19 protein-coding genes are annotated in these 21643 nt (G+C 59.2%); 9 read left to right on the forward strand and 10 right to left on the reverse strand.

What is annotated here, in order from left to right:
• Positions 1–88: 88 nt before the first annotated feature.
• On the reverse strand, positions 89–766 hold the full coding sequence (locus tag ACN0SO_RS12020) for a YggS family pyridoxal phosphate-dependent enzyme (protein ID WP_417677915.1): 678 nt from the start codon (positions 764–766) through the stop codon (positions 89–91).
• Positions 767–1000: 234 nt separating this feature from the next.
• Between ACN0SO_RS12020 and leuS the strand changes: the two genes are divergently transcribed.
• Genes leuS through holA form a run of 3 tightly spaced genes read left to right on the forward strand, consistent with a single transcriptional unit; the run spans position 1001 to position 5213 of the window.
• The gene (leuS, locus tag ACN0SO_RS12025) at positions 1001–3619 is read left to right on the forward strand and encodes a leucine--tRNA ligase (protein WP_417677917.1); all 2619 of its coding nucleotides are present in this window, start codon (positions 1001–1003) and stop codon (positions 3617–3619) included.
• Positions 3606–4169, forward strand: coding sequence for an LPS assembly lipoprotein LptE (gene lptE / locus ACN0SO_RS12030; RefSeq protein WP_417677919.1), 564 nt, complete (start codon positions 3606–3608; stop codon positions 4167–4169). Before leuS ends, lptE begins: the two co-directional genes overlap by 14 nt.
• A gap of 3 nt (positions 4170–4172) precedes the next feature.
• Positions 4173–5213 carry a DNA polymerase III subunit delta gene (holA, locus tag ACN0SO_RS12035; protein ID WP_417677921.1) on the forward strand — a complete coding sequence of 347 codons (1041 nt, stop codon included), beginning with the start codon at positions 4173–4175 and terminating at the stop codon, positions 5211–5213.
• 216 nt (positions 5214–5429) lie between these two features.
• Here the strand turns inward: holA and ACN0SO_RS12040 are convergent, their stop codons facing one another.
• The 5 genes from ACN0SO_RS12040 to mnmE all read right to left on the reverse strand — a co-directional run bounded on the left by ACN0SO_RS12040 (position 5430) and on the right by mnmE (position 11488).
• On the reverse strand, positions 5430–6341 hold the full coding sequence (locus tag ACN0SO_RS12040; RefSeq protein ID WP_417677923.1) for a ParB/RepB/Spo0J family partition protein: 912 nt from the start codon (positions 6339–6341) through the stop codon (positions 5430–5432).
• 112 nt (positions 6342–6453) lie between these two features.
• Entirely contained in the window at positions 6454–7278 is an 825-nt protein-coding gene (locus ACN0SO_RS12045) for a ParA family protein (protein WP_417677925.1), read from the reverse strand.
• A complete protein-coding gene (rsmG, locus tag ACN0SO_RS12050) occupies positions 7278–7949 on the reverse strand; it encodes a 16S rRNA (guanine(527)-N(7))-methyltransferase RsmG (protein ID WP_417677927.1) in 672 nt (223 codons plus the stop codon). Before rsmG ends, ACN0SO_RS12045 begins: the two co-directional genes overlap by 1 nt.
• On the reverse strand, positions 7949–9829 hold the full coding sequence (gene mnmG / locus ACN0SO_RS12055) for a tRNA uridine-5-carboxymethylaminomethyl(34) synthesis enzyme MnmG (protein ID WP_417677929.1): 1881 nt from the start codon (positions 9827–9829) through the stop codon (positions 7949–7951). The genes rsmG and mnmG overlap by 1 nt, the downstream gene beginning before the upstream one ends.
• 309 nt (positions 9830–10138) lie before the next feature.
• Positions 10139–11488 carry a tRNA uridine-5-carboxymethylaminomethyl(34) synthesis GTPase MnmE gene (mnmE, locus tag ACN0SO_RS12060; RefSeq protein WP_417677931.1) on the reverse strand — a complete coding sequence of 450 codons (1350 nt, stop codon included), beginning with the start codon at positions 11486–11488 and terminating at the stop codon, positions 10139–10141.
• 132 nt (positions 11489–11620) lie between these two features.
• On the opposite strand from mnmE, the gene ACN0SO_RS12065 reads away from it, so the two are divergent.
• Positions 11621–13636 (forward strand): thioredoxin domain-containing protein, encoded by a 2016-nt coding sequence (locus tag ACN0SO_RS12065; RefSeq protein WP_417677933.1) that lies wholly within the window; start codon positions 11621–11623, stop codon positions 13634–13636.
• Here ACN0SO_RS12065 and ACN0SO_RS12070 read toward each other — a convergent pair.
• The 4 genes from ACN0SO_RS12070 to hemE form a co-directional block, all read right to left on the reverse strand.
• Positions 13620–14189, reverse strand: a complete 570-nt coding sequence (locus ACN0SO_RS12070) for a GNAT family N-acetyltransferase (protein WP_417677935.1) — start codon at positions 14187–14189, stop codon at positions 13620–13622. The genes ACN0SO_RS12065 and ACN0SO_RS12070 overlap by 17 nt on opposite strands.
• A 144-nt stretch (positions 14190–14333) precedes the next feature.
• Positions 14334–15599 carry a transcription termination factor Rho gene (rho, locus tag ACN0SO_RS12075; RefSeq protein WP_417678224.1) on the reverse strand — a complete coding sequence of 422 codons (1266 nt, stop codon included), beginning with the start codon at positions 15597–15599 and terminating at the stop codon, positions 14334–14336.
• Positions 15600–15863: 264 nt separating this feature from the next.
• Complete coding sequence (gene hemJ, locus ACN0SO_RS12080) at positions 15864–16298, reverse strand: protoporphyrinogen oxidase HemJ (protein WP_417677937.1); 435 nt, start codon at positions 16296–16298, stop codon at positions 15864–15866.
• Positions 16299–16302: 4 nt separating this feature from the next.
• Positions 16303–17307 carry a uroporphyrinogen decarboxylase gene (gene hemE, locus ACN0SO_RS12085; protein ID WP_417677939.1) on the reverse strand — a complete coding sequence of 335 codons (1005 nt, stop codon included), beginning with the start codon at positions 17305–17307 and terminating at the stop codon, positions 16303–16305.
• A 454-nt stretch (positions 17308–17761) separates the two neighbouring features.
• Between hemE and ACN0SO_RS12090 the strand changes: the two genes are divergently transcribed.
• From ACN0SO_RS12090 to dnaQ, 5 genes are all read left to right on the forward strand, one after another.
• The gene (locus ACN0SO_RS12090; protein WP_417677941.1) at positions 17762–18604 is read left to right on the forward strand and encodes a pyruvate, water dikinase regulatory protein; all 843 of its coding nucleotides are present in this window, start codon (positions 17762–17764) and stop codon (positions 18602–18604) included.
• A 46-nt stretch (positions 18605–18650) separates the two neighbouring features.
• A complete protein-coding gene (locus ACN0SO_RS12095; RefSeq protein WP_417678226.1) occupies positions 18651–19244 on the forward strand; it encodes a Maf-like protein in 594 nt (197 codons plus the stop codon).
• The gene (locus ACN0SO_RS12100; RefSeq protein WP_417677944.1) at positions 19241–20101 is read left to right on the forward strand and encodes a shikimate dehydrogenase; all 861 of its coding nucleotides are present in this window, start codon (positions 19241–19243) and stop codon (positions 20099–20101) included. Before ACN0SO_RS12095 ends, ACN0SO_RS12100 begins: the two co-directional genes overlap by 4 nt.
• Positions 20098–20685 (forward strand): dephospho-CoA kinase, encoded by a 588-nt coding sequence (coaE, locus tag ACN0SO_RS12105; protein ID WP_417677946.1) that lies wholly within the window; start codon positions 20098–20100, stop codon positions 20683–20685. Before ACN0SO_RS12100 ends, coaE begins: the two co-directional genes overlap by 4 nt.
• Before the next feature lie 96 nt (positions 20686–20781).
• Complete coding sequence (gene dnaQ / locus ACN0SO_RS12110; RefSeq protein WP_417677948.1) at positions 20782–21498, forward strand: DNA polymerase III subunit epsilon; 717 nt, start codon at positions 20782–20784, stop codon at positions 21496–21498.
• Positions 21499–21643: the final 145 nt, after the last annotated feature.

Genomic DNA, 21643 nt, shown 5'->3' on the forward strand with positions numbered 1-21643 from the left:
GCCGGACGACTCTGGACCGGGGGCTTATAAGCGCGCTTGCCGTTTGATGCAACCGGATTCTCGGGAAAATGCGCTGTAAGCGGCGCCTTCAGGCCGGATAATCCCGATGACCGAAGATGGCCGAGCCGACGCGAACATGGGTCGCCCCAAAACTGACCGCGATCTCGTAATCCGACGACATGCCCATAGAGAGCTTTGTCAGCCCGTTGCGCTCGGCGATTTTTCTAAGCAGCGCGAAATGCGGTCCCGGTGCGTCCTCGACCGGCGGAATGCACATCAACCCGATGACGTTCAGACCGACCTCGTCCCGGCAGAAGGCGATAAAGGCATCGCTATCCTTCGGCGCGATACCGGCCTTCTGCGGTTCCTCGCCGGTGTTGACCTGGATGAAGCACGGCAGATGGCGGTCCTGCTTGTCCATTTCCGCCTTGAGTGCCTTGGCGATCTTTTCCCGGTCGATCGTATGGATGACATCGAAGGTCTGCACCGCTTCCTTCGCCTTGTTGGATTGCAGCGGGCCGATGAGATGAAGCTCGATCCCTTCATAGTCTTCGCGAAGACTTGGCCATTTGCCCATGGCTTCCTGCACCCGGTTTTCACCGAAGACCCGTTGGCCGGCATCTAGGACAGGACGGATATCGTCTGCGTCAAAGGTCTTGGACACCGCGATCAGGGTCGCTTGTCCCGGTTTACGGCCGAATTCCTCTTCCGCCTTGCGAATGTCGGACAGCACCTTTTGCAACCGGTCGCCGGATGTTTCCGTCATTCTTTCTCTCCAACTCAACGATGCACGTTGAAGTCTGATAGGCGCTGCGGGTGTAAAATTGCAAGCTTGACGACCGCCGCTACTAAGAACAGACCATTTCCGGCCCGTTTTTGCCGTAGCATGTTGACCGGAACAGAAATTTCTGGTGACTGTCCGGCAACACCATTCTGGTTTAATCAACACTCCCGAAGAACCAAGCGCCCTCCCAAGCAGCGCGAGAAAACGGCAACATTGATGGCAACGGAACGCTATAACGCACGCGACGTCGAGGCGCGCTGGCAAAAAACATGGAACGACAAGAACGTCTTCGTCACCAACAACGACGATCCGCGCGACAAATACTACGTCCTTGAAATGTTCCCGTATCCGTCGGGCCGCATCCACATGGGCCACGTGCGCAACTACGCCATGGGCGACGTGGTCGCCCGCTACAAGCGCGCCAGGGGCTTCAACGTTCTCCATCCCATGGGCTGGGACGCGTTCGGCATGCCGGCGGAAAACGCGGCCATGCAGAACAAGGTCCATCCCAAGGACTGGACCTATGAAAACATCGCCTTCATGCGCGACCAGCTCAAGATCATGGGTCTGTCGCTGGACTGGAGCCGCGAATTCGCTACCTGCGACGTCGAATATTACACCCAGCAGCAACGCCTGTTCCTGCAGTTTCTGGAAGCCGGGCTCGTCTACCGCAAGAACGCCAAAGTGAACTGGGACCCGGTCGATATGACCGTGCTCGCCAACGAGCAGGTGATCGACGGCCGCGGCTGGCGCTCCGGCGCCCTGGTGGAACAGCGCGAACTGACCCAGTGGTTCTTCAAGATCTCCGACTACTCGGAAGATCTGCTGGAAGCGCTCGACACCCTGGACCGCTGGCCGGACAAGGTTCGCCTGATGCAGAAAAACTGGATCGGCCGGTCGGAAGGCCTGCGCGTTCGGTTCGAATTCACCTCGCCCGCACCCACCGGCGACAAGGTGCTGGAAATCTTCACCACCCGTCCGGATACGCTGTTCGGCGCCTCCTTCATGGGCCTGTCGCCGGATCATCCGATCTCGGCGAAGCTGGCGGAATCCAATCCGGACCTCAAGGCCTTCATCGAGGAATGCCGCCGTGTCGGCACATCCGAGGAAGCCATTGAAAAAGCGGAGAAGAAAGGCCTCGATACGGGCCTGCGCGTCAAGCACCCGCTGGATGACAGCATCGAACTGCCGGTCTATGTCGCCAACTTCATCCTGATGGATTACGGCACCGGCGCGATCTTCGCCTGTCCGGCCCACGATCAGCGCGACCTGGACTTCGCCCGAAAATACGGCCTGCCGGTGAAGCCCGTGGTTCTGCCGAAGGACGCCGATCCGGCAACCTTCGAAATCGGCGAAGAGGCCTTTACCGACGACGGTGCGATCTTCAATTCCGACTTTATGGACGGGATGTCGATCGCCGATGCCAAGGAAGCCGTGGCCCGGAAGCTCGAGGCCATCACGGTCGACGGCGCGCCGCAGGCGGCCCGTCAGGTCAACTACCGCCTGCGCGACTGGGGCATCTCCCGTCAGCGCTACTGGGGCTGCCCGATCCCGGTGATCCACTGCGACGACTGCGGCGTGGTTGCCGAAAAGGACGAGAATCTGCCAGTTCAGCTGCCCGACGACATCAATTTCGACAAGCCGGGCAATCCGCTCGACCGTCATCCGACCTGGCGTAACACCACCTGCCCCAAATGCGGCAAGGCGGCGCGGCGCGAGACGGACACCATGGATACCTTCGTGGATTCGTCCTGGTATTTCGCCCGCTTCACCGAACCGCGCTGCGACCGGCCGACCGATCCGAAGGCTGCCAACGACTGGCTGCCGGTCGATCAGTATATCGGCGGCATCGAACACGCGATCCTGCACCTGCTCTATTCGCGCTTCTTCACCCGCGCGATGCAGAAGGTCGGCGCCCTCGACCTGAAGGAACCGTTCAAGGGCCTGTTCACCCAGGGCATGGTGACCCACGAGACCTATCGTCTCGGCGATGGCGCGAACGGCCATTGGGTTTCTCCCGCCGAAATCAGGATCGAAGACGTCGACGGCACCCGCACGGCGACGATGATCTCCTCCGGCGAACCGGTCACGATCGGTTCGATCGAGAAGATGTCCAAGTCGAAGAAGAACACGGTCGATCCGACGGACATCATCGAGACCTACGGTGCGGACACCGCCCGCTGGTTCATGCTGTCGGACAGCCCGCCCGAACGCGACGTGATCTGGACCGAGGAAGGCGTCCAGGGCTCCTGGCGCTTCGTTCAGCGCGTCTGGCGCCTGATCGGGGAGATTGCCGAAAAAACCGGTCCGCGCGGACCGAAACCGGATATGTCCGGCGCGGCTGCGGACTTGCGCGGTGCGACCCACAAGACGCTCGCCGCCGTCTCCAAGGATCTGGAATCGCTCGGCTTCAACCGCGCCGTCGCCCGCATCTATGAATTCGTCAACCAGATCGGCAAGGCGCTTCATGACGGTGTGGACAGCCCGGACATGGCTTATGCGGTGCGCGAGGCCGGTGAGTACCTGACCCAGATGATGGCTCCGATGATGCCGCATCTGGCCGAGGAATGCTGGACCGCTCTGGGGCAGGAAGGCCTGATTTCCGAGACCGCGTGGCCGGTCGTCGACGAAAGCCTGCTGGTCGACGACACCGTGACCCTGCCGATCCAGATCAACGGCAAGAAGCGCGGCGAGATCACCGTGCAAAGAGACGCTTCCAAAGAGGCGGTCGAAGCAGCTACTCTGCAGCTGGATTTCGTGCAGCGTGTGCTGGAAGGCCGCGCACCCCGCAAGATTATCGTGGTGCCGCAAAGGATTGTGAATGTCGTCGCCTGAGGAAATTGATCGAAGCCGCCGCAGCTTCCTGCACGTCGCACTCTCCGCGGCACTGGTCGGCGGCCTTGCTACGGGCTGCCAGGTGCGTCCGCTCTACGGAACCATGAACACGCCCGGCGGGCAGGCGGTTCCGGCCGATCTGGCGGCGATCGATATCGATCCGATCAGCGACCGCTACGCGGACGAGGACGCCGCCCGGGTGCTCTATAACGAACTGACATTCAAGTTCGAACGCGGAACTGACCGGGTCGAGAAGCTCTACCGGCTCAAGATCCTCATGGATCTGGCCTCCTCGGAAGTCGGTGTGGAACAGCTGTCGGATGTGCCGGCGGCCTATACCATGACGATGAACACCACATTCGTCCTGAGCGATATTGCCACCCGCAAGACGCTGATGACCGGCAAGTCCTTCGCCACCGCGTCCTATGACTTCTCCAACCAGCGTTTTGCCAACCTTCGGGCAAAAAGGGATGCCGAAGAGCGCGCCGCAAAAGCGGTCGCCCAGGATATCCAGGCCCGGATTGCCGGATATTTCGCAACCAGATCGTAGGTCATGACCGCACTCAAGGCGACCGACATCGACAGGTTCCTTGCCAAGCCGCCGTCCCATGGCGGCGTCGTGCTGATTTACGGGCCGGACACGGGTCTCGTGTCGGAACGGGCAACGAGCCTGGTTGCAAAAGCCTCCGAAGGCGACGACGATCCATTCAATCTGATCAAGCTCGACGGCGCCGATGTCGCCTCCGATCCGGACCGGCTGATCGACGAGGCCCTGACCATTCCGCTCTTCGGCGGACGGCGGATCATCTGGATCCGCGACTCGGGCGGAAAGTCGCTCGACAATGCCCTGAAACCGGTCCTGAAGCTCGACGATTGCCCGTCCCTGATCGTTCTGGAGGCAGGCGATCTCAAGAAAGGCGCCGGCCTGCGCAAGCTGATCGAAGCGGACCGAAAAGCCTACGCCCTTCCCTGCTATGCCGACACCGAGCGCAGCATCGATCACCTGATCGACCAGGAAACCCGGGAAGCCAACCTGACCATCACACGGGAAGCGCGCGCGTCCCTGCACGGCCTTCTCGGCGGCGACCGTATGGCCAGCCGCGGCGAACTGAAGAAACTCTGTCTCTACGCGCTCGGCAAGGGAAAGATCGACAGCGACGACGTGGAGGCGATCATCGGCGATGCCTCCGCCTTTGAGCTGTCCGAACTGATCGACGCAGCAGCCCTCGGAGACCTTGCAACGCTCGACCACGGGCTGGAACGCCTGACGGCGGCCGGCTCCAACGCCTCCGTGATTGCCGGGCGGGCCCTGAAGCATTTTCAGGACCTGCACCGCATGCGTGCAGATCTGGACCGCGGCAAGAACGCCACCCAGATCGTCGACAGCCAGCGCCCGCCGGTGTTCTTCAAGCGAAAGGCTGGCCTGGCCCGCCAGATTCAAACCTGGTCGTCGACGGATCTGGAAAAGGCCATGGAGCGCCTTGCCGAGGCGATGCACGTCTCCCGCCTGAACGCCAATCTCGGCGTTCCCGTCCTCTCCGAAACCCTTCTGGTGCTAGGCCGCGTCGCCGCCAGCCGAGGCCGGCGTCGGTAGCGGATTAGCTAAATTCCCCGTCGTCATGCCATCGTCGAGCCATGGCATCCATGCCGTTGCATCGCCTTCTAAGAACAGCTTCTCTTTGGGGCACGGTGACGGCATGGATGCCCGGATCAAGTCCGGGCATGTCGGAAGAATAGGATGGGTGCTCAGAAACCCTGTAAGCTGCAAAGCATTGGTTACGGCTGCGAATCGAGCCTTGGAAACCAAGGATTACCGGGTCTCGACGCCCAGCTTCCGGCATATCTCGTCGAGCTGTTCGAGCGACGTGTACTTGATCTTGAGATCGCCCGATTCCTTGCCCGGTTTGTGTCCCACGGAGACCTTCAGCCCGAGCGTGTCGGTCAGACGCTTTTCCAACGCCTTGGTATCCGCATCCTTGTCCGCCCTGGTGGCAGAGGATTTCGCGCCGCCCTTGAGTTTCGTCAGGACTTCCGGGTCCTGCGCGAGCTTTTCCGCGTCGCGAACGGTGAGGCCCTTTTCAACGATGATCTCGGCAAGGGCGGCCGGGTCATCCACCGTGATCAGTGCCCGCGCATGACCGGCAGTCAACAAACCTTCGGCGAGGTAATCCTTTACCGAGTTCGGCAGCTTCAGGAGCCGCATGGTGTTGGCCACGTGACTGCGGCTCTTGCCGATTACCTTGGCAAGCTGCCCCTGGCTGTATTCGAATTCCGCCGTCAATTGATCGTAGCCCATGGCCTCTTCGATCGGATTGAGATCGGCGCGCTGGACGTTTTCGATGATCGCAATCTCGAGCGCTTCCTGGTCGGTCACGTCCCGGATGATGATCGGCGCTTCGTGCAGCCCTGCCCGCTGCGCCGCACGCCAGCGGCGTTCGCCGGCGATGATTTCATAGCGGTCCGTCTTTCCCGCGGCCGGACGCACCAGGATCGGCTGAATGATCCCCTTCGCCTTCAGGGATTCCGCCAGATCGCCCAGATCCTTTTCAGTGAAGGTTTTGCGCGGATTGCGCGGATTGGGCTCCAGATGCTCGATCGGCACCTTTCGGGTATCGCGCGGCGGCGTCCGGTCAGGTGCGGATCCCTGGGTCGGAGCCGCCTCGCCGATCAAAGCCGCGAGACCGCGCCCCAAACGTTTGTTCTTGCCGCCTTCATCCGCCATGCCGCACCTGTTTTTCTTTTTTATTTCAATAAGTTACTTTGATACCTTCAGATCCGCCCAAGGGTCGAGCACCCTCGGGATCAATTCGGATCCGATTCATTAAGCCCTTTGATCAGGCCGCAACCCGCCGCAATTTGCGCTCCCGCTGGATGATCTCGGATGCAAGGCGCAGATAGGCTTGGCTACCCGAACATTTCAGATCGTAAAGCAACGCCGGCTTGCCGTAGGACGGCGCTTCGGAGATACGCACGTTTCGCGGAATGATCGTCTCGTAGACCGCATCCCCCATGGTTTCGCGCACATCCGCGACCACCTGGCTGGAAAGGTTGTTCCGGCTGTCGTACATGGTCAGGACGATGCCGTGGATAGTCAATTCCCCATTCAGCGCGTTACGCACCTGCTCGACGGTGCTGAGCAACTGGCTGAGACCTTCCAGAGCGAAGAACTCGCACTGCAGCGGCACCAGGATGGAATGGGACGCCGACAGCGCATTGATCGTGAGCAGGTTCAGGGACGGCGGGCAGTCGACCAGAACGTAGGTGAAGCCGATGTCCTGGAACAGGCGGGAACGGCTAAACTGCTCGATGGCATTGCGCAGACGGAAGGCCCGGTCGCCGCTGGAGGCGATTTCCAGTTCCAGACCCAGCAGATCCATGGTTGACGGCGCGACCCAAAGGCGTGGCACGGCGGTATCCTTGACCGCCTCCTCCAGGGTGCAATCGCCGCTCAAAACATCGTAGGTCGAAAGACCACGATCCCGGCGCTCGATTCCGAGACCTGTAGAGGCGTTGCCCTGCGGGTCGAGATCGATAACCAGAACCTTTTCGCCGATTGCGGCAAGCGCCGTTCCGAGATTGATGGCCGTGGTTGTTTTCCCGACGCCACCTTTCTGGTTGGCAAGAGCAAGCACACGCGGAGACTCTGGAAGCATGCTCATCAGGCGACACCTTCCTGGTTAGGCCGGGCGGAAATTTTGGAAAGAAGAAGCATCCGGCTCGTTGGATCAATGAGACTTTTCTTTTCTACCAGATCGAATGTCCAAGTGTGAGACGCTTCGTTAATCTCTCGTTGAAAATCTTGACCTTTGTGGAAAACAGCCAGGGCGCCGTGTGCCGTAAACGGTTCTGAAAGCTTCAATAACAGCTCCAGCGAGGCAAGTGCGCGGGCGGAGACGGCATCCACGGGGCCATGTTGCCATTCTTTCGCAACCGATTCGATTCTTCCCGGATGAACCGTCCCTTTCGATCCGGTCTCGCGCAGGGCCGTACGCAGGAACGCCGCCTTGCGCTGATTGCTCTCGATCAGATGAACATGCCCGTCCGGGACATCGGCCAACAGGATCGCCGTCACGATCCCGGGAAAGCCCCCGCCGCTGCCGATATCCACCCAGGTCCTGGCGTCCGGCAACGACCACTGGGTCTGCAGGCTGTCGACCACATGCCGCACCCAGATATCGGGAATAGTCGAGGGCGCGATCAGGTTTTGCGCCGGTTGCCACTTCAAAACCAGGTCCACGTAGATCTGCAGGCGTTCCACAGTTTCACGTGAAACATCCCCATACTTATGCACAACCTGTGCAGTGTCTCTCACATCGGGTAACCGCGCCATCAAGCCGCCCCCTTGCGCGGCTGCAGGCGTTTGACGTGGGACAGAAGCAGGGTCAGGGCCGCCGGCGTCATGCCGTCCATACGCGAAGCCTGAGCGAGGGTCGCAGGCCGAACCGCTTCCAGCTTCTGCTTCACCTCATTGGAAAGGCCCGCCAGCGCATTGAAATCGAAATCCTCCGGGATCGCCAGAGCCTCGTCCCGCTTCAGTGCCTCGATGTCGGCTGCCTGCCGTTCCAGGTAAACCGCATAAAGCGCGTCTGTTGCGACCTGCTCGGCAATGTCCTTGTCAATCCCACCGAGCTCCGGCCAGAGCTGCTTCAGCCGATCGTAGTCCATATCCGGATAGGACAGAAGATCGAACGCCGTCCGGCGGATACCATCCTGGTTGATCGGGATCCCCTTCTTCACCGCTTCGGCCGGCGTCACCGACAACGACGTCAAGAGAGACCGGGCTTCTTCAATGGCATGCATCTTCGTTTCGAAGGCGACTCGACGGGTCTCGGACACACAGCCGAGTTCCAGACCCAACGGTGTCAGCCGCTGGTCCGCATTGTCCGCCCTGAGCGACAGACGGTATTCCGCGCGCGAGGTGAACATCCGATACGGCTCGGTAATACCGCGCGTCGTCAGATCATCGATCATCACCCCGATATAACCCTGGCTGCGATCGACGGTGAACGGTTCTCTGCCGGAGGCCTTCCGTGCCGCATTGAGACCGGCAACCAGCCCCTGGGCTCCGGCTTCTTCATAGCCGGTGGTGCCATTGATCTGACCCGCCAGGAACAGGCCTTCGCATTTGCGGAGTTCCAGGGTCTGCTTCAGCTCGCGCGGATCGACATGGTCATACTCGATGGCATAGCCGGGCTGGATCACGGTGACGTTTTCCAGCCCCGGTATGGTTTTCAGAAACGCCAGCTGCGCATCTTCCGGAAGCGAGGTCGAGATGCCGTTCGGGTAGACCGTGTGATCGTCCAGACCCTCCGGCTCAAGGAAGATCTGATGACCGTCGCGATCGCCAAAGCGAACGATCTTGTCTTCGATCGAGGGACAGTAGCGCGGCCCCCGCCCTTTGATCTCGCCGGAGTACATGGCCGACCGGGACAGGTTTTCGCGAATGATCTGATGGGTTTCCGGCGTGGTCCGGGTGATGTGACACGGTATCTGCGGTGTGGTGATCCTGTCCGTCAGTGTGGAGAACGGCACCGGTTCTTCGTCACCGGGTTGCTCCTCCAGGCGGGCCCAGTCAATCGTACGTCCATCGAGACGCGCCGGCGTGCCTGTCTTCAGGCGGCCGAGGTCAAGCCCGAGTTCTTCCAAAGACAGCGACAGACCCATGGCCGGCGCTTCGCCGGAACGTCCCGCCGGGATCTTCCTGTCACCAATGTGGATCAGTCCGCGCAGGAAGGTGCCGCTGGTCAGCACCGCCGCGCCGCAGGAAATTTCCCGCCCGTCGGCCAGCACAACGGCAACGATACGGCCTCCGTCATAGATAAAGCGGTGCGCCTCGCCTTCGACGACATCGAGATTATCGATCGCGGAAATTTCCGCCTGCATGGCTTCGCGGTAAAGCTTGCGGTCCGCCTGGGCCCGGGGCCCACGAACGGCCGGACCCTTGCGCCGGTTCAGGAGTCGGAACTGGATCCCCGCCCTATCGGCGACCCGACCCATCAGTCCGTCCAGCGCATCGATCTCACGCACAAGGTGTCCCTTGCCCAGACCGCCGATTGCCGGATTGCACGACATGACCCCGATGGTGTCGAAGCGATGGGTGACCAGAGCGGTCCGCGCGCCCAGGCGCGCCGCGGCCGCGGCCGCCTCGCAGCCGGCATGACCACCGCCGATCACCACCACATCATATGTCAGCTTCTGCTCGCTCATCATGACCACCGCATCCGAGATCCATCTGTTCTCGAACCACCATACACTCTCTGTTATGAAACCATCCTATCCTGCGCACCCGGAATTCATCACAGGCCGGACAGGAATTAAATACGCCCTTACACGGCGCCGATCTTGGCGATCTTATAAGGGTCCTCGGATTTCAGGTCAAAGGCAATCAGCAACCTCCGACGCTTCCCGAAACCGGCTCCCACGGCCGATGCACTAAGTGGAAAATGATTCACGTGAAACATGTTCCGGTTATGAATCGATCCTTGGATTCCTTCGACAAAGTGATTCACGTGAAACACCTCACTTACCGATACAGAAGTCCCGGAAGATCACATCGAGCAGATCTTCCACATCGATCCGCCCGGTGATCCGCCCAAGTGCATCTGCCGCCTGGCGCAACTCTTCCGCCCGAAGTTCAAGCGGCAGGTTGGCACCGGCCAGGGCATCGGACAAGGCCTGCTGACATTCGATCAGATAGTGGCGATGTCTTTGGCGGGTCGCCAGCGGCTCCTCACCGACGGAAATCGTTTCTTCGGCGAAACTGGAAAGATGGCTTAATAGGCCTTCCATACCTTCAAAAGATTTAACGGAACAAGGGATATCAAGGGTCGTTCCGGAAGAGTCTCGTTCCGGAAGAGTCTCAAGATCGCTCTTCGTCCGAACCGTCCAGACCGGAACCCAGTCCTGGATCGTCTCCGGAAGTCCGCTTTCCGGATCATTCGCCTCGACCCCGCCGGGCTCGACGGCCCATAGAATAAGATCCGCCGTTTCGCCTCTTTCCCGTGCCCGGCGGATCCCTTCCCTTTCCACCACACCTTCCGTCTGCCGCAAACCCGCGGTATCGACAAGCGTGACCGGATAACCCTCCAGATCCAGATGCACCTCGATCACGTCCCGCGTGGTTCCCGCCTCTTCCGTCACGATGGCCACATCACGACCGGCGATGGCATTCAACAGGCTCGACTTGCCCGCATTCGGTGCCCCCATCAGGACCACCTGCAATCCGGACCGAAGCCGCTCGCCACTCCTGGAGCGCGCCAGATGATTGCCGATCTCGTTGATCAGGATCTGGCATTCTGCCCAAATCTCGTTCGCCACACTTCCGGGTACATCTTCCTCGTCGGCGAAATCGAAATCCGCTTCGATCATGGCCCGCATATGGATCAGCCGGTCCCGCCAGTCGTCATAGAGTTCACCAAGCGCACCTCCCATCTGGCGGAGCGCCTGAACCCGTTGCGCTTCGGTTTCAGCCGCGATCAGATCGGCCAGTCCTTCCACCTCGGTCAGGTCCATGCGCCCTGCCTCAAAGGCTCTGCGCGTAAATTCGCCTGCTTCGGCGGGCCGGCAATTGTCCATGCCCGAAAGCACCTCCAGCACCGCCGCCACGACGGCCCGTCCACCATGACATTGAAGCTCGACAACATCCTCTCCGGTAAAGCTGGCCGGTCCCTCGAAGACGAGGACAAGCGCCTCGTCAAGCATGTCATCTGTTTCCGGATTGCAGAGCTCCCGAACACAAGCCACCCTGGGCTCGGGCACATCACCGCATAGTAGGCGCAGAATATCGATGGCATCGGATCCGGAAATCCGGATCACCGCGACGCCGGACGGGACCGCCCCACTTGAAAGCGCAAAGATCGTTTCAGCCATTCACCACCAAACTGCCCCGTTCCGGAAGCAGACCTTTCTCACTGAAGCGACTTGCCCTGCCGGTCCGCTTCACTACCTTCTTAGTTCAGAGAGCCCCGCCTGAATCCGCCAACCAGAAAGTTATCCTTTCCTATGACCGAAAACCGCCTGGCAAGTTCCACCAGTCCCTACCTTCTCCAGCACAAGGACAACCCGGTCCACTGGTATCCCTGGGGTCCGGAAGCCCTTGCCGCGGCCAAGGCTGAAAACAAACCGATCCTCCTTTCGGTCGGTTATGCCGCCTGTCACTGGTGTCACGTCATGGCCCATGAAAGCTTCGAGGATACCTCTACCGCGGACGTCATGAACCGCCTCTTTATCAACATCAAGGTCGATCGGGAAGAACGTCCCGACATTGACCAGATCTATATGAAGGCGTTGCATGCGCTCGGCGAACAGGGCGGATGGCCGCTGACCATGTTCCTCACATCGGACGGCGAACCCTTCTGGGGCGGAACCTATTATCCGAAGGAAGCCAAGTGGGGGCATCCCGCCTTCGTGGACATGCTGGAGGCGGTCTCTCGTACCTATCATACGGATCGGGATCGAATCGAAACCAACCGCGCCGGCCTTCTGGAAGCCCTCAAGACGGAGATCACCCCAACCGCCCCGATCGATCGCAGCCTGATGATGGCCGCCGGCGAACGGCTTCTGTCGCTCTATGATCCCGAACACGGCGGCATCAAGGGCGCTCCGAAGTTCCCCCAGGCCTCCATCCTGGATCTCATTTGGCGCACAGGCCTCAGGGCCGGAAACGACAAGGCCAAGGAAACCTTCCTCCATACCCTGAGACAGATCAGCAACGGCGGTATCTACGACCACCTGAAGGGCGGCATCGCCCGCTATTCCGTCGACCATCTCTGGCTCGTTCCGCATTTCGAAAAGATGCTCTACGACAACGGCCAGTATCTCGACCATCTCGTCACCGCTTACCTCGCAACAGGCGAAGACCTGTTTCGAAACCGAATCGAGGAGACCTTCGGCTGGCTCCTGGACGAGATGCGCATGGAAGGCGGCGCCTTTGCCGCAAGCCTCGACGCGGACAGCGAGGGCGTCGAGGGCAAGTTCTATGTCTGGACCGCGGAGGAAATCACAGAGGTTCTCGGTGAGGAAGACGCCGCCCTGTTTGCCCGTGCCTATGATGTTTCGCCCGAAGGTAACTGGGAAGACGTCACGATCCTCAATCGCCTCAAGGCTTCCAGCCTGACCGCAAAGGACGAAGCCCGCCTTGCCCGTCTTCGAAAGAAGCTCCTGGATCGACGTAGCCGCCGCATCAGGCCCGGCCTTGACGACAAGATCCTCGCCGACTGGAACGGCCTGACGATCGCTGCCCTTGCCCGTGCAGCACGTTTTGTTTCACGTGAATCATGTCTGGAGGCCGCCCGGACGGCCTACGGCTTCATTATGGAAACCATGATCCGCGACGACCGCCTGGGCCATTCCTGGCGCAACGGTCGCCTGCTCCTTCCCGGCTTTGCCTCCGACTACGCCAACATGATGAATGCGGCCCTCGCCCTGGCAGAGGCCTGTCCGGAAGATGCCATGACCTATATCGCCGATGCGGAGATGCTCGGTAAGGTGTTGGTGCAGGACTATCGAACGAAGGAAGGTGCCTTCTATCTGACGGCCGCAGATGCCGAAGGACTGATCGTGCGACCGGTAACCTCCGCCGACGAGGCCACCCCTAACCCCAATTCCATGGCCGCGCTCGCCTTTGCCAAACTCTACATTCTGACCGGGAAAACCGAATACCGGGATCTGGCCGACAAGGTGCTGATCGCCCTGTCCGCCGACATTCCGAAGAACGTCTTTGCGACCGCATCCCTGCTGACTGCATTTGACACCCGAACCAACGGCCGGCTTGCGGTCGTCGTTGCGCCAAGCGGTTCGGATCCGAATCCTTTCCTCAAGGTTCTCTCCAAAGCCGTAGACCCGGCGCTTCATTGTCTCGTTCTCGAATCGACGGATGACCTACCCGAAGATCATCCGGCCAAAGGCAAGAACACCCTTGAGGACAAACCGACCATTTATCTTTGTCGGGAAGGCGCCTGTTCGTTTCCGATGACAAGACGCAAAGAGCTTGAAGAGGCGCTTACGGTGATACCGTAAGCGTGTGTTTCCAATCGGAGCGGGGCAGCCGGTAAAGCACATGAGGAGCCAGAGGATGGCTTGGTTCGATTGCCGGATGAAGAAAGTCGTCTTGCGGATCCCGGTGCATGCCTAGACGTTCCATGACCCTTTGCGATCTCTCGTTGGAGACAGCCGTAAAGGACACGATTTCATCGAGCCCTAAGGTTTCGAAACCGAATCCAATCCAGGCCCTCGCCGCCTCCGTGGCATAGCCCTTCCCCCATGCAGCGCGGGCGAGACGCCAGCCGATTTCCACACAAGGATCGAAAGGCAACGGCTTGGCGTAGCGCGGCCTTGAAAGCCCGACGAAACCCAGGAAAGTTCCGGTTTCCTTTTCCTCGATGGGTGAGAAGCAAAAGCCGTCTTCCCGCGTTCTTTCCCGAGCGATATCGATCAAGGCGTCGCTTTTTTCCCGGGTGAGGACCGAAGGAAAATACCGCATCACTTCCCGGTCGGCATTGAGCCGGGCGAACGGCTCCTTGTCTTCTTCTTGCCAGGGGCGGAGGATCAGCCGTTCCGTTTTCAAATACATGATCGCCGAAGCCTTTGAACCGGATCCGAATCAATGGAGCAATTCTGCCTGATTCACGTGAAACAGGTCGTTAACAAACAGTTAAGGCGCGACCCCCTTCCGGAAACCGCGCCCTGACAGATTTCTGACCGGATCCGATTCGGATCAGGCGTTCATGCTGTCGAAGAAATCGTCGTTCGATTTGGTCTGCCGCAGCTTGTCGATCAGGAACTCGATCGCATCGACCGTCCCCATCGGATTGAGGATACGGCGCAGGACGAATGTCTTCTTGAGCTTCTCGGCCGATACCAGGAGCTCTTCCTTACGCGTACCGGATCGCTGGATATCGATCGCCGGGTAGACGCGCTTGTCGGAGATCTTCCGGTCGAGGATGATTTCGGAGTTACCCGTGCCCTTGAACTCTTCGAAGATGACTTCGTCCATACGGCTGCCCGTATCGATCAGGGCCGTCGCGATGATCGTCAGCGAGCCGCCCTCCTCGATGTTACGAGCCGCACCGAAGAACCGCTTCGGCCGTTGCAGTGCGTTGGCATCGACACCACCGGTCAGGACCTTGCCCGAGGACGGCACAACCGTGTTGTAGGCGCGGCCAAGGCGGGTGATGGAGTCGAGCAGAATAACCACATCGCGACCATGTTCGGTCAGGCGCTTGGCCTTCTCGATCACCATTTCCGCGACCTGGACGTGACGCGATGCAGGTTCGTCGAAAGTGGAAGACACCACCTCGCCGTTCACCGTGCGCTGCATGTCGGTCACTTCTTCCGGACGTTCGTCGATCAGGAGAACGATCAGATAGCATTCCGGATGGTTGGTGGTGATCGACTTGGCGATGTTCTGCAGGAACACCGTCTTACCTGTCCGCGGCGGTGCTGTGATCAGGGCGCGCTGGCCTTTGCCGAGCGGTGCCACCAGATCAATCACGCGGGCGGAAAAATCCTTTGTGGTCGGATCTTCGATTTCCATCTTGAACCGCTCGTTCGGATAGAGCGGCGTCAGGTTGTCGAAGTGAACCTTGTGGCGGGCCTTGTCCGGATCCTCGAAGTTGATCGTATTTACCTTGAGAAGCGCGAAATAGCGTTCGCCTTCCTTGGGGCTGCGGATCTGGCCTTCGACCGTATCTCCCGTGCGCAAGGAGAACCGGCGTATCTGGGACGGAGAGACATAGATGTCGTCGGGCCCGGGAAGATAATTCGCATCCGGCGAGCGCAGGAACCCGAATCCGTCCTGCAGCACCTCGACGACGCCCTCGCCGATGATATCGACATCCTGGGCGGCAAGATTTTTCAAAATAGCGAACATCAGCTCCTGCTTGCGCATGGTGCTGGCGTTTTCAACTTCGAGCTCCTCCGCAAACTGCAGAAGTTCTGTCGGTGTTTTTTCTTTTAGGTCTTTGAGTTTCATTTCCCGCATCAAGTTGGGGTTCACTTATGGACTTATGTTAGGAAGGTACTTCTATGGCTGTGGCTGGAAAGCGCACCCAGAAGAATAGTGAGGGAACTGCCGGATTTGTCTTGAGTAGACGACCGCTGCCTGAGGAATCCGAGAATTTTCCTGGCGCCGGTTGGAAGTCGCGCAGAACATAAGGCGTTTCGCGGGAATTCGCAAGCCCGCAAATTCCCGTAGGTGACGGTGCGTTTAAAATCGCACCGTCCCTTTCATTTTGGAACCGAATCTTCAGAACGGTTTGACGATCACCAGAATAACGATGCCGATCATCAGAACCGTCGGCACCTCGTTCAGCATCCGGTAGAACTTCGCCGAACGGGTGTTTTCGTCTCGGGCAAAAGCCTTCACGCATCGCGACAGATATCCGTGCACACCGGACATCAGGAGCACGAGGGCGAATTTCGCATGGAACCAGCCCTGGGTGTAAAACCCGCTGTCATAGGCCAGCCACAGTCCGAAGACCCAGGCCGCGATCATGGACGGGTTGATGATGGCCTTCAAAAGCCGCCGTTCCATGATCTTGAAGGTTTCGGACTGCTTCGATCCCGGTTCGGCGTCGACGTGATAGACGAAAAGACGCGGCAGGTAGAGCATGCCCGCCATCCAGGCGATGATCGAAATGGCATGCAGCGCCTTGATCCAGGCGTAGAGATCCGTCGCCATCGCCCTACCCCTTCCGGACCCGCTCGACCATCCGGGCGACATTCTCCGGATCCGCATCCGGCGTAATGCCATGGCCCAGGTTGAAGATCAGCGGCCCCTTGTCGAAGGTCTTCAGGATATGATCGACCCCTTCATCCAAAGCCCGACCGCCGGCTACCAGGCGCATGGGATCGAGATTGCCCTGGATCGGCACCTTCTTCTGGATTTCCAGCGCCAGCGCGTCGGGCGCAGTCCAGTCGAAACCGACAGCATCCACACCTGTGCCCTCGATGAATTTTGCCATCCGGGCGGAAGAGGCCTTCGGGAAACCGATGATCCTGGCACCCGGACGTTCCGCCCTCACGCCGTCGACGATCGCCCTTGTGGGCTTGATCGACCAGCGCTCGAAACCGGCATCGTCGAGAACACCCGCCCATGTATCGAAAATCTGAACCGCATCGGCGCCGGCATCGAGCTGGCGGATGAGGTAACGGATCGAAGCGGTGATGAGCTGATCGATAAATCTCTGCATCAGCTCCGGGTCGCGATAGGCGCCGACACGGGCGGCTACCTGTTCCTGGGTCGTGTGACCGGCAACCGAATAACATGCCACGGTCCAGGGAGCACCACAGAAGCCCAGCAAGGTTGTTTCCTTGGGCAGCTCCGCTCTCAGGCGTGAAACCGTCTCTATGACCGGTTTGAGATGATCCTCGGCCCGGTCCTGCTCCAGACGATCCAGAAGAACGGATGAAAGAGGTTCCAGAACCGGACCTCGTCCTTCTTCAAAGCGAACCGGATATCCGATCGCATCGGGGACGACGAAGATGTCGGAAAACAGGATCGATGCATCAAAGCCATAACGGCGGATCGGCTGGAGAGTGACTTCCGTTGCCAGATCCGGGTTGTAGCAGAAGTCCAGAAAGTTTTTCGCCTTCGCCCTGACTTCCCGATACTCCGGGAGATACCGTCCGGCCTGGCGCATCATCCAGACAGGAGGCGGCCAGAGTTTCTCTCCGGCTAACACACGCATGACGGCACGGTCCTGAGACTTCATGAGGCAATGACCCTTTCACACATTCCAGTTCTTAAAGAATCTTATATTTAGATTCTGTTTTTTCTTATTGTGCGTGGATTAGCTGGATCATTTGATATCCACAATCGTTCAAGCGCACATTCGGATCGGGATAAATCGTCTCAGATTCTGGACAACCTATCCTCCACAGGAGTCGATAAGTCAGAAAACAAATACTATTCAATGGTTTACGGAAAAGTTTACGATTGGTTAATAAATAGGGCAACGGTGAATCACTTGTCAATTTCCCATCGTCATTCTGTTAATCCACATGAGCCCGGAATCGTTTCGCCGGGAGTCAGCGCAAATTAACGAACTGTTCATAAATTCGGCTCAGCGGGTACAAGTACCATCTCGGAAATCCAGATCGCCCGTCCGGTCACAAACCATCAACAGCCCTGGGGATGACATCGTGAACAAGTCCAGACACTATTTTCATCTCCATCTGGTGTCCGATTCCACCGGCGAAACCCTGATGACCGTCTCCCGTGCGGCGACGGCCCAATATGAAAACGTGCAGGAGATCGAGCACGTCTATCCGCTGGTCCGGACCCAGAAGCAACTCGACCGGATCCTCAGTGAAATCGAAGCGGCACCCGGTATCGTTCTCTACACCCTGGTCGATACGGAACTCGCCACGCGGCTGGAACGGAGCTGCATGGAGCTGGGCATTCCAATCGTTAATATTCTCGCGCCGGTCTTTTCCGTCTTCCAGTCCTATCTGAACGTGACCCAGACCCACCGGATCGGCGGACAGCACGAACTCGATGCGGAATATTTCAAGCGCATGGAAGCGCTGAACTACACCATGATGCACGATGATGGACAGATCTGGGAAGACCTGGAATCCGCCGATATCGTCCTGCTCGGGATTTCCAGAACCTCCAAGACGCCGACCTGCATCTATCTGGCCAACAGGGGGATCAAGGCGGCGAATGTGCCGCTTATTCCGGACATTCCCCTGCCGCCGGCAGTGATGGGTCTCAAGAAGCCGCTGATCGTCGGGTTGATTGCGTCGGCGGAACGGATTCAGCAAATCCGCAGAAACCGTGTCCTTTCGCTTCATTCGGAAAACTACAACGAGACTTATGTGGACCGGAAGGAAATCGCCCGCGAAATCACCATGACAAGACGGCTGTGTTCGGAGAACGATTGGCCGCTGATCGATGTCACCCGCCGATCGATCGAGGAAACGGCCGCGGAAATCATGGCGCTTTTCCGTGAAAAAAAGGCACGCGAGGAAGACGAAGCCTGATAGGACTTCCTGAAACGGAAAACAGACAATGTTCGAAAGGAACGAAATGGCACTCGTCCTGGCAAGCGGCAGCCGTATCCGCGCCGAACTTCTGAAGAATGCCGGTCTGTCGATTGAGGTTGATCCGGCGGACATTGATGAGCGGGCGGTCGAGGAACCTCTGCTGAAGGCAGGATTTTCGCCCGAGGACCTGGCACAGGTCCTGGCGGAAGCCAAGGCGAATGACGTCAGTGAACGTCGGCCGGGCGAGTTGGTGATCGGCGCCGACCAGATCCTGGCCTTTAAGGGAGAACGGCATATCAAGCCGGAAGACATGGAGGCTGCCCGCCGTCAGCTGCTCGCCTTTTCCGGCAAGACCCACGAACTCCTTTCGGCCGTCGTGATTTCAAAAGATGGCGAGGCGATCTGGCGGCATGTCTCGATTGCCCGGCTCACCATGCGCAAGCTTACGCCCGCCTTCGTCGGCCATTATCTGGCGCAGGTCGGCGATGTCGCGCTTTCAAGCGTCGGCGCCTACCAGCTGGAAGGCCCGGGCGTTCAGCTCTTTGAAAAAATCGAGGGCGACTATTTTACGGTTCTCGGACTGCCCCTGCTGCCGCTCCTTGCGGAACTCCGTAAACTGAACGTGCTTGAAACATGACCGAAAAAATTAGGGCCGAAAAAACCAGGGCAGGCGTTACCGGCTGGCCTGTCGCCCACTCCCGCTCGCCGCTGGTTCACGGCCACTGGCTGAAAAAACACGGCATCGACGGCAGTTACGAAAAAATTGCCGTTGCCCCGGAAGACGCCGTTGCGTTTTACGGCAATTTCGCAGCCTCCGGCCTGAAGGGATGCAACGTCACCATCCCTCACAAGGAAACGGCCGCGGCTGCCTGTGATGTCCTGGACGAAGCCGCTGAAAAAATGGGAGCGGCCAACACGCTCTGGCTCGACGAAGGCGGCCGACTTTGTGGAGCCAACACCGACGGTATCGGTTTCTTGGGAAATCTGGACCAGATGGCACCCGCCTGGGATGACAGGCACGATTGTGCGATTGTCCTGGGCGCCGGCGGCGCTGCCCGTGCAATCGTCTGGGCCTTGTGTTCCAGAAAATTCACAAGTGTGCATATCTTCAACCGGACCTTCGAAAAGGCCAGTGAAATAGCGGATCAGTTCGGGTTGTCGGTTTATGCCCATTCTTGGGATAAGCTGGGGACATTTCTTGGAAAAGCCGATCTCCTGGTGAACACGACTTCCCTTGGAATGACCGGAAAGGCGCCGCTGGACCTGGATCTTGCCGATCTGCCGAAAGAGGCGCTGGTGACCGATATCGTCTATGTGCCGCTCACGACCGATTTGTTGAAACAGGCAGCTGAACGAGGGAACCGCACGGTCGACGGTATGGGCATGCTCTTGCACCAGGCCGTCCCGGGATTTGAAAAATGGTTCGGTGTCCGTCCGGAAGTGGATGAAGAGTTGCGCCGGCTCGTGCTCGACGATCTGGAGCAAACTTCATGATCAAGCTCGGCCTGACCGGCTCCATCGGCATGGGCAAGTCGACCACCGCGAAGATGTTTGCCGCCAGGGGCGTCCCATGCCATGACGCGGATGCCATGGTGCACCGGCTCTATTCGGGTCGCGCCGCGCCTCTGATCGAAGCGGAATTTCCCGGAACGGTGGTGGACGGAAAGGTCGACCGGACCCTGCTATCGCCCCACGTCATCGGAAAGCCCGAAGCGATGAAGCGCCTGGAAGCGATCATCCACCCGCTGGTCCACGAGGAAGAGAAGCTCTTTCTTGAAAAGGCCCGGGCCGAGGATCGGCGGATCGTCGTTCTCGACATTCCCCTTCTGTTTGAAACCGGCGGCGATCGCCGGGTCCATGCGTCGGTCGTCGTCACGGCCGATGCAGACATCCAGAAAGCGCGGGTGCTTGCACGGGAGGGGATGACCGAGGACCGGTTCAATGCCATCGTCGCGAAGCAGATGCCGGACTCGGAAAAACGTCGCCGGGCGCATTTCCTGATCGATACCGGTCTGGGGATGGAGTCGGCCGAACGGTCGGTTGCGGCAGTGCTGAGAGCCGTTGCGGGGATGGTTTGATGGGCGATCCGGGGACAAGTGTGTCGGTGCGCTTGCCCTTCGTGAAACAATCGGCAGACTGAAACCGGCGGAACATTTCAAAAAAGACCGGAAGACATGCGCGAAATATCGTTCGATACGGAAACGACGGGCCTGAATCCGCGTGGCGGGGACCGTCTGGTGGAAATCGGCGGCGTCGAGCTGTTCAACCACGTTCCGACCGGAAATTTCTATCACGTCTACATCAACCCGGAACGGGACATGCCGATCGAGGCTTTCAACGTTCACGGTCTTTCCGAGGAATTCCTGTCCGACAAGCCGCTTTTTGCGCAGATCGCAGACGAATTTCTGAAGTTCGTCGGCGATGCGACGCTGGTGATCCACAATGCGGCCTTCGATATGGGCTTCATCAACATGGAGCTGGAGCGCGCCGGCCGCCGCATCATTCCCAATTCCCAGGTGCTCGATACGCTGGATCTTGCCCGGCGCAAGCATCCGGCCGGTCCGAATTCCCTGGATGCCCTGTGTTCGCGCTACGGCATCGACAATTCCAGGCGGACGAAGCACGGCGCGCTTCTCGATTCCGAACTGCTGGCGGAAGTCTACATCGAGCTGATAGGCGGCAAGCAGGCGGCACTCAGCCTGACGCCGGAAGAGGATCTGTCCACGACCAATTCGGGAAATGGGTCCGATGAATTCGGTGGCCTTGGCAGTTTTTCTGCCCGGCAAAGACCCGAGCCGCTTCCGCCCCGGATCCGCGATCAGGAATTTGCAGCCCACAAGGCCTTCATCGAGGGCATGGGTGAAGGCGCCATCTGGAACAAGTATCGCTGAAAGAAAAACCCGCCGAATTGGCGGGTTGAGGTTGATGACAAACCTTGATTCCGTCATCCCGAACGCAGCGCGAGCCGGGTGACAACGGAGAGGGCAGAGCTTTGCCAGCAGCCTGAATCCGCTAATCCGGCGGGTGTTCCGATTG

The organism is Roseibium sp. (genome assembly GCF_048260565.1).
GTDB lineage: Bacteria > Pseudomonadota > Alphaproteobacteria > Rhizobiales > Stappiaceae > Roseibium.

Bases quoted from the DNA above. Each gene is read 5' to 3' on its own strand.
- ACN0SO_RS12020 (WP_417677915.1), bottom strand. From the start codon at position 766: ATGACGGAAACATCCGGCGACCGGTTGCAAAAGGTGCTGTCCGACATT.
- leuS (WP_417677917.1), top strand. From the start codon at position 1,001: ATGGCAACGGAACGCTATAACGCACGCGACGTCGAGGCGCGCTGGCAA.
- lptE (WP_417677919.1), top strand. From the start codon at position 3,606: ATGTCGTCGCCTGAGGAAATTGATCGAAGCCGCCGCAGCTTCCTGCAC.
- holA (WP_417677921.1), top strand. From the start codon at position 4,173: ATGACCGCACTCAAGGCGACCGACATCGACAGGTTCCTTGCCAAGCCG.
- ACN0SO_RS12040 (WP_417677923.1), bottom strand. From the start codon at position 6,341: ATGGCGGATGAAGGCGGCAAGAACAAACGTTTGGGGCGCGGTCTCGCG.
- ACN0SO_RS12045 (WP_417677925.1), bottom strand. From the start codon at position 7,278: ATGAGCATGCTTCCAGAGTCTCCGCGTGTGCTTGCTCTTGCCAACCAG.
- rsmG (WP_417677927.1), bottom strand. From the start codon at position 7,949: ATGGCGCGGTTACCCGATGTGAGAGACACTGCACAGGTTGTGCATAAG.
- mnmG (WP_417677929.1), bottom strand. From the start codon at position 9,829: ATGATGAGCGAGCAGAAGCTGACATATGATGTGGTGGTGATCGGCGGT.
- mnmE (WP_417677931.1), bottom strand. From the start codon at position 11,488: ATGGCTGAAACGATCTTTGCGCTTTCAAGTGGGGCGGTCCCGTCCGGC.
- ACN0SO_RS12065 (WP_417677933.1), top strand. From the start codon at position 11,621: ATGACCGAAAACCGCCTGGCAAGTTCCACCAGTCCCTACCTTCTCCAG.
- ACN0SO_RS12070 (WP_417677935.1), bottom strand. From the start codon at position 14,189: ATGTATTTGAAAACGGAACGGCTGATCCTCCGCCCCTGGCAAGAAGAA.
- rho (WP_417678224.1), bottom strand. From the start codon at position 15,599: ATGCGGGAAATGAAACTCAAAGACCTAAAAGAAAAAACACCGACAGAA.
- hemJ (WP_417677937.1), bottom strand. From the start codon at position 16,298: ATGGCGACGGATCTCTACGCCTGGATCAAGGCGCTGCATGCCATTTCG.
- hemE (WP_417677939.1), bottom strand. From the start codon at position 17,307: ATGCGTGTGTTAGCCGGAGAGAAACTCTGGCCGCCTCCTGTCTGGATG.
- ACN0SO_RS12095 (WP_417678226.1), top strand. From the start codon at position 18,651: ATGGCACTCGTCCTGGCAAGCGGCAGCCGTATCCGCGCCGAACTTCTG.
- ACN0SO_RS12100 (WP_417677944.1), top strand. From the start codon at position 19,241: ATGACCGAAAAAATTAGGGCCGAAAAAACCAGGGCAGGCGTTACCGGC.
- coaE (WP_417677946.1), top strand. From the start codon at position 20,098: ATGATCAAGCTCGGCCTGACCGGCTCCATCGGCATGGGCAAGTCGACC.
- dnaQ (WP_417677948.1), top strand. From the start codon at position 20,782: ATGCGCGAAATATCGTTCGATACGGAAACGACGGGCCTGAATCCGCGT.